Origin of the sequence: Lyngbya sp. CCY1209 (genome assembly GCF_035615495.1) — a bacterium.
Lineage (GTDB): Bacteria > Cyanobacteriota > Cyanobacteriia > Cyanobacteriales > Microcoleaceae > Limnospira.
This window is the reverse complement of the sequence record NZ_JAJENU010000411.1, coordinates 1-7,196: the sequence shown is the minus strand read 5'-3', so window position 1 is coordinate 7,196 and position 7,196 is coordinate 1. Positions and strand designations below refer to the sequence as shown.

At 55.9% G+C, this 7,196-nt stretch carries 3 protein-coding genes; all 3 read left to right on the top strand.

The genetic code is table 11. From position 1 onward, the window contains the following. Positions 1–121: 121 nt before the first annotated feature. Positions 122–1,507 carry a cache domain-containing protein gene (locus LKE08_RS12065; protein ID WP_324704478.1) on the top strand — a complete coding sequence of 462 codons (1,386 nt, stop codon included), beginning with the start codon at positions 122–124 and terminating at the stop codon, positions 1,505–1,507. A 9-nt stretch (positions 1,508–1,516) separates the two neighbouring features. Next, the gene (locus tag LKE08_RS12060) at positions 1,517–3,754 is read left to right on the top strand and encodes a hypothetical protein (protein ID WP_324704477.1); all 2,238 of its coding nucleotides are present in this window, start codon (positions 1,517–1,519) and stop codon (positions 3,752–3,754) included. A 95-nt stretch (positions 3,755–3,849) separates the two neighbouring features. Further along, entirely contained in the window at positions 3,850–7,044 is a 3,195-nt protein-coding gene (locus LKE08_RS12055) for a hypothetical protein (RefSeq protein ID WP_324704476.1), read from the top strand. Positions 7,045–7,196 lie beyond the last annotated feature (152 nt).

Below are 7,196 nucleotides of genomic sequence, written 5' to 3'. Positions count from 1 at the left end.
GGCGGCTGAAACCCAGGCTGTGATGGCAATCTAGCAATCCGCCGTAACCCACCATTTAAGGTGTGTCGGTCCACTACATGAGTCCAGATTATTGTCCAGTATAATTGCAAAACAAAACATCATGAAAAAATACATTTCAATCCGATATGTGATCCCCCTGGTGATCGTCGTCCCCTTAGTTATCGCCACCGGGACGACCGCTGTTTTGGCTTTTTACAGCGGCCGTCGTGCGGTCGAGAGCCTCATTTCAGAATTGAGTAAAAAAGCGTTGAATTCGATTGAAAAGCACGTCAATACCTACCTTACAGCCCCCCAAATCGTCAACAAACTCAATTTTATTACCATTGAAAATAATTTAATAGATCCGACCGACTTCGAGCTGCTGACTCGCTATTTTAACGATCAGGTCGCCACAATAAATGGTTTGTCTCACATTTATCTCGGAACTGAAAATGGTGAATTTATCGGTATCAAACGGCAGGGGGATGGCACCCGAGAATTGATTTTGGGAAATGCCGAAACCCAGGGGCGCAGAAACAGATACCAACTCGACTCCTCCGGCCAGAGAGTCGAGGCAATCGGCACCTTGGAAGACCGGTACGATCCCCGGGTGCGGCCCTGGTATAAAGAAGCATTAAAAGTTGGGGATCTGACCTGGAGTCCCGTTTACGTTTTTGGCTCGACTTTGGAGTTAGGAATGAGCTCGGTCATTCCAGTCCGAAATCTTCGCGGGGATACGGTCGGTGTTTTGGGCATCGACTTAGGGTTGAAAGACCTGAGCAATTTTCTCAGGAGTTTGGAGATCAGCCCCCGAGGGATGGCATTTATTATCGATCGCGCCGGAAATGTGGTCGCCAGTTCAACCGACGAACAACCCTTTTTAAACGAGAACGGAGAAAACCGGAGATTGCCCGCCCTAGAAAGCCGAGAACCCGTGATTCGAGACACCCTGAAAAATCTGCTCGATACCGAGTCGAGTTTGATGCAAATTCAAGAACCGATCGCGATCAGCTTTTCATGGCAAAATCAACGGCAATTGGTGCAGGTCGTCCCCCTGCAAAGTAACGGTTTAGATTGGCTAATTTTCGTGGTAATTCCCGAGGAAGATTTTATGCAACTGATTTATAATAACCTCCGCTTTACCGCGATCGTCGGCTTGGGGGTGATGGTGGTGGCGGTGGGACTCGGGGCGATCGCATCCTTGTGGATTGTCAGACCCATCGACAATTTAGCCCAAGGAGCCAAAGCCATCAAATCCAATTCCTTCGACCCCCACAGTCTCAAAAATACCGCTTCCCGCCCCGACGAAATGGGAGAGTTGGGACAAGCTTTCCTGGAAATGGCAGACATCGTTGATGCCCGGGAAAAAAGTCTCACCGAAAAACTCGAATCCCTGCGCGACCAGCAAGAACAATGGCGGCGGACACTCCATCAAAACAAGGACTTGAACCGCGATCGCTTCGACGAGCTGATCGAGCGAGCCCGACAATCCAGAAATAATAATTAATAATGAATAATGAATACAGAGATTTCCACTAAGGAATTGACACTGGATGCTGACGGTCATGGCGCCACCTTTGATGTGGTCGTCATCAACGACAGCGATCGCATGAGTAGCTTTCAACTGGAGATGTCCGCCGCCGGAGTCGAGTTCGACCGCCAATCCCGCTGGTACGCCGTCACCCCGGAAGTTTGCACCAAAAAACCCCCCGGGGATCAAACCGAATTTCGGGTGAAAGTGCTGCGATCGCCCATTCCCGGATTTGTCGGCTTAATCAACCTCACCGTGAAAGTCTTCTCCCTCGAACTCGGGAGCGAAGATCGCCACATCCTGCGACTGCACGTCGGCGAGGGAGTCGAGAAATGTCCCTTTCAACTGCAACTCCCCGCCGACCCCATCCAAACCCTTCCCGATACCGAAATTGACATTCCCATCGGCATCTACAACAAAAGTTCTAAACCGATCGCCGTCACCCTCTCCTGTCTGAGTCCCAAGCGGGAGTGGTTGACCCTGGACAATCCCCCCCCTGTGCCCCCCCAGGAGTGGGTCGAACAGCCCCTCAACTGCCGGGTTCCCGAACTCGCCGAAGCCCGAGCCGGCATCTATCCCTTCACCCTGGAAGTGACCTCGGCCCACTACACAACGGCCCGCATTCGTGGCACAATCGAGGTGTTGCCGACCGGATCTGTGGAATTTACCGCCTTTCCCAAATTCCTGCGAGAACCCCAAACTCGCCCCTGGCTTCCCCAATGGCGCATCCCTGCGGCTGTCTATCAGTTGGAATTTACAAATTATTCCAATTTGACCCAGCAGGAAACGGCCGAAATTCTCAAAAATCGCCGCAGCGAAGACCAGGAAAAACGGGAGTTTTCGATTCTCCCAGAACAAGTGAATTTGGAGCCGGGAGAAACCCAAACCTTGGAACTGTTCGTCAACAGCAAGCGGCCCTGGGTGGGTTTCGGGAAAACGGAAATCATCGAAGTGGTGGGGCGATCGGTTTCCGAGGACGGAGGAAGCGGAGTGGGGGGAATGGGGGGACAGAAACTTCCTCCGCTCCCTCCGCTCCCGACTCCCGACTCCCGACTCCCGACTCCCTCCCCCGCCTCCCCTGCCTCCCCCGAAGATCCCGTAGAAATTCTGGAGTTGAAGCTGCTCCCCATCATTCCCCGCTGGCTGCAAGTGGCGATCGCACTATTGCTCTTGGGCGGCATCTGGTGGCTGTGGTACGCCTCGTTCCGCCTCAACACCCACACCGGTCCGGTGAATGCCGTCGAGTTCAACGGCTTGGGCGACCTGGCGATCAGCACCTCCAACGACCAAACCCTGCGGGGGTGGCGGGTGCGGGGGAACAAGCTCCAGCCGACCGGCTTGTTGGGCAACTTGGGCAAAGCCGGACGGACGGCTCACTACCGACCCCTCAATAATAATCGCGTCGCCGTCGGGTTGGAAAACGGGGAAATTCAGATTTGGGACCTGCTCGAACGGGCCGAACAGCCCCGCCGCTCCCTGTCCTACCGCCGGGACGATCGCGTGATGGCCCTGGCCTACGTCGGGGATTCCCAATTGTTATTTAGCGCCCACGGCAGCGGCCTGCTGTTGCAGTGGTACGTCGGCCCCAATGTAGGTCTGGTCAATGTGGACGAACCCCGATCGCTCCGAGAATTCGATTTCGCCATCTACGATCTCGCCCCCGTCGGCCCGGAACAGAACACCCTGGCGATCGCGGGCCGCTACAACCAACTGGTGTTGTGGGACGGGTCCGGCGACGAAGAGGAGGCGGCCTCCGGCAACCTGCGAGCCGTCCCCTACCAGGCGGGGGGACAGGATGAATACATCACCAGTCTGGCGACGGCTGAAGAGAAACCCTTTTTTCTGGCTACAGCCGACGATCGCGGCACCATCAGCCTTTGGAACCTCGGCACCTGTTTGCAACAAGCGGGAGTTCCCTGCCAAATCCTGGAACAGTGGCAGGCCCACGACGGCCGGCCGATCCGCTCCCTCGCCCTGACCTCCGACGGCTGCTATTTGGCCAGCACCGGAGATGACGGCCAGGTGATGCTGTGGAGTTTGCGACGATCCGGAGAGCGATCGGCCCAAAACCTCAACGGCGAAGCGATTGTCAAATCCCGTTCCCCCCTCAACAGCGTCGATCTGATGGCGGTGGAGTCAGACCTATTGATTCTCACCGGCGGCGACAACACCCGAGTCCGCCTGCACCGACTCCGACGCCCGGAATCCGGGTGTGGGATGTAGTCCAAGTCAAAAGTCAAAAGTCAAAAATTTCCGATTCCCGACTCCCGACTCCCGACTCCCCACAAATCGTACATAACTACAGGGGTTGAAAGATCATGAACGGCACACAACTCTCACAAAATGGCGACCAACCGGGCAAAATGGTGGCGACGGTTCGCGAAGCGCCCATCAAGAATTTGGGACAATCTCTGATTGCGATCGTCAACCCGTCGGGGGACTTTGCCCTCGACGCCGGGGAAACCTTCGAGCTGCGCGTCACCCTCGTCAACCAGGGCGGCGTCGGCGCCATCATCGACGTTTACATCGACGAAACCTCCGCGTCCGTTTGGGACTGGTGCGTTAATCCCCACGATCGCCTCGCCCTGAGTCCCGGACAGAGTGCGGAGGTAGTCTTTCAATGCCCCGTCCCCCCCCAGACGGCGACGGGAACCTACCGCTATTTGCTGGTCGTCGATGCGCCGCAGCACTACCCGGAAGATACCCCCATCTACCACGAAGCCAACTTGCAGGTGCTGCCGCCGGTGATCTCGGCGGTGCGGATCGACGATCCCACCTTCAGCCTCGTGCCGGCCACCACCTCCACCGAACCCGCGATCGCCCAACCCGGACGCCCTTTGGAGGTTCGCGCCGTCGTCAACAACCGCGATCGCCGGGTAGATCGGTTTCGACTCAGTTGCGCCGATATCCCCCCGGAATGGGTGGAAATCGAATACCCCGAAGGCCTCAACGACCTGGGTTTGGTCGTCGCCTCCGAAAGCCTCGCCCTCAACCCTGGGGCGGTGGGAGAAATTCTGCTGCGTCTCAACCTCCCCCCGGACGTGCAGGCGGGACGCTACGCCACCACCTGGCACCTGAGCTCGGAAAATCGCCCGGAACTGGCTTTGTTGGATATCCTGCATTTCAGCATCCCCGCCACCTACGATTTGGGTTTGGATCTGCGGACGATAGTGGGCCGCATCCGCCGGGGCAGCGGACAATTTGAACTGCAAATCGACAACCGGGGCAATACGGCCCGGGAACTGCGGTTTACCGCCCGGGAAGCGGGGGAAGTGGAAAACTGTATCTATACCCTCACCCCCGAGGAATTTCGCATCCGCCAGGACGATCGCCTGAAAATGTCCGTGGGGGTGAAGCCGAAGCGGTGGTGGAACCGGCCCTGGTGGGGGCGGGGGCGAGTGTACGAGTTTTACCTGGAACCCCAGGATTTGCACCGGCTACCCCTGCCCCAAGATCGGGTGGACGGGACCCTAATTTGGGAGGCCCGCCCCTGGTGGCAGTTGCTGCTGGCGATTTTGACCGGACTCGGCGCGATCGCGGCCCTGATTTTGGCGATTTGGTGGGTGTTTTTCAAACCCCCTACCCCATCCCGAATTTTGGAATTTGCCTCCGAGTCCCCCCGCTATACGGCGGCTAACGACGATTTTATCTATCTGGGCTGGGTCATCGACCACCCCCGCCAGATCCGCGCCCTTCAGATCGTCGGCAAATCCCCCGACGGCAGCATTACCAGCCAAGCCGTCAGTTACGATTTCACCCGCGGCATCCCCGAGGAGTTGAAGTCCCTGTGTACTTTGAAACAACTGTTGCAGTGTCACAACATCCGCACCGACGCCCGCCGGCCGGGGGACTATATTTTCGAGTTGCGGCTGCTTCCCAAACACGCCGAACAGCCGATCCAGTCGGCGACAACCAGTTTAATTAATATCCAACCTTTGCCGATTCCTAAAATTACCAATTTTGTAGCACAATTGGGGACTCGGGAGGCGGCAGAACCCTCCCCCACCCCGATCGCATCTCTCTCCCCCAAAGATGAGCAAACCGTGGCTCGGTTGGATTTTACCGTCCGACCCGGCGATCGCATCCAAACCCTGAAAGTGGTCGGCCGTTCTCCCGAAGGGACGGTGAATTTTGAGGAGAAAACGTTTGATGTGAGTCCCGATAATTTTTCGGAGGAATTGTTGGGCGTTTGTCAGATCGACTGGGATGGGATTTTGACCTGTCGCGGGTTGCCGCTGGAATTGGAACAACCCGGCACTTATATTTTTGAACTGCAAGTTATTTCTCTGGATTCTCCGGGGGAAGCCACGGACGCGGCCGAAGCCGATCCGATCGTCTGGTCAGCCCCGGAACCGCCACGGGTGACGCAATTTGCCAGCGATCGCTCCACCTATCGGGTCGGCGAACAGGAGCAAATTCAGTTTGAATGGGCGATCGCAAATCCGGCGGAACTCAAACAATTGGTGTTGCGGAGTTTGTCCCCGGAAGGGTTGGTCAATTTCCCTCCTCTCACCTATCGCTTTGACGGGCAAATTCCCGAAACCCTGCGAGACAAGTGCCGAGTTTTCGGGGAACAATTGGTTTGCAAAACTATCCCCGTCGCACTGCCGGAACCCGGACGGTATGATTTTGAACTGGAGGCGATTTCTAAGTCGGAAACGGAACCGGATCGAGAGACTTACGCGATCGCGATCGAACCGCCTCCACCCCCAAAAGTCGATCGCTTTGCCGCCGCCCAACCCAGTTATCAAGCCGGGAAAGATACGCCCATTCGACTCAATTGGACGGTGCAAAATCCGGAACAGTTGCTCGAAGTTCGCATCGTGGGGCGATCGGCTGATGGATTGGTCAAAGTACCCGAAATGACCTATCCTTTGATCGATGGTACGATTCCTCCAGACCTTCAAAAAAACTGTCAACTGACTCCGGAAATGTTGACCTGTCGCAATGTGCCGACTGCCGCGACGGAGGCGGGGGATTACATTTTTGAACTGACGGCTATTCATCAAGGAAATGTGAATCCGAACTCCACATCCACCCACAGCGATAACATCCGCATTCAACCTCAACCCGTCCCCCCACCGGAAATTAAGGCATTTCAAATTAACGGTCAAAATGCCCCGGCAAAATATGTCATCGAAATCGCCCCCGATACGTCCCCATCACCGTTGACAATTTCCTGGGAAGTGGGCGGCGAGGGCGAACTGAAAACGGAATTACTTCCCGTTCCCGGCGAAGTTCCAAGCACTGGAAATATCACCTATCCCATCGCCCCCCAATCCGGCCAGGAAACCCTGACACTGACGGTGACAAATTCCGCAGGAAAACAAGTCCAACGTTCGATTTTAATCGAAACGGTGATGTTGCCCAAAGAAGAAGAAGAAGAAGAATCGACACCGACGACACCGGAAGAATTGTCGAGTCCGGAAGCGACACCACCCCTGCCACCGCCACCTCCCGACTCCGAATCCAATCCCTTGGCTCCCCTCGACAACCCCCCGCAATTTAATTAAAAATTGGGGGATGGTAAAAGATAAGATATTATCTTTATTTCTAGCCTTTCTATAGCGCTGCGCGCGGGAGTCGGGAGTCGGGAGTCGGGAGTCGGAAACTGAAACGGCTTTTCTATAAGGGTTTGAAAATTTCTGACCCCATTTCAACTGTA

Coding starts and splice junctions, on each gene's coding strand:
- LKE08_RS12065 (WP_324704478.1), top strand. CDS start 122: ATGAAAAAATACATTTCAATCCGATATGTGATCCCCCTGGTGATCGTC.
- LKE08_RS12060 (WP_324704477.1), top strand. CDS start 1,517: ATGAATACAGAGATTTCCACTAAGGAATTGACACTGGATGCTGACGGT.
- LKE08_RS12055 (WP_324704476.1), top strand. CDS start 3,850: ATGAACGGCACACAACTCTCACAAAATGGCGACCAACCGGGCAAAATG.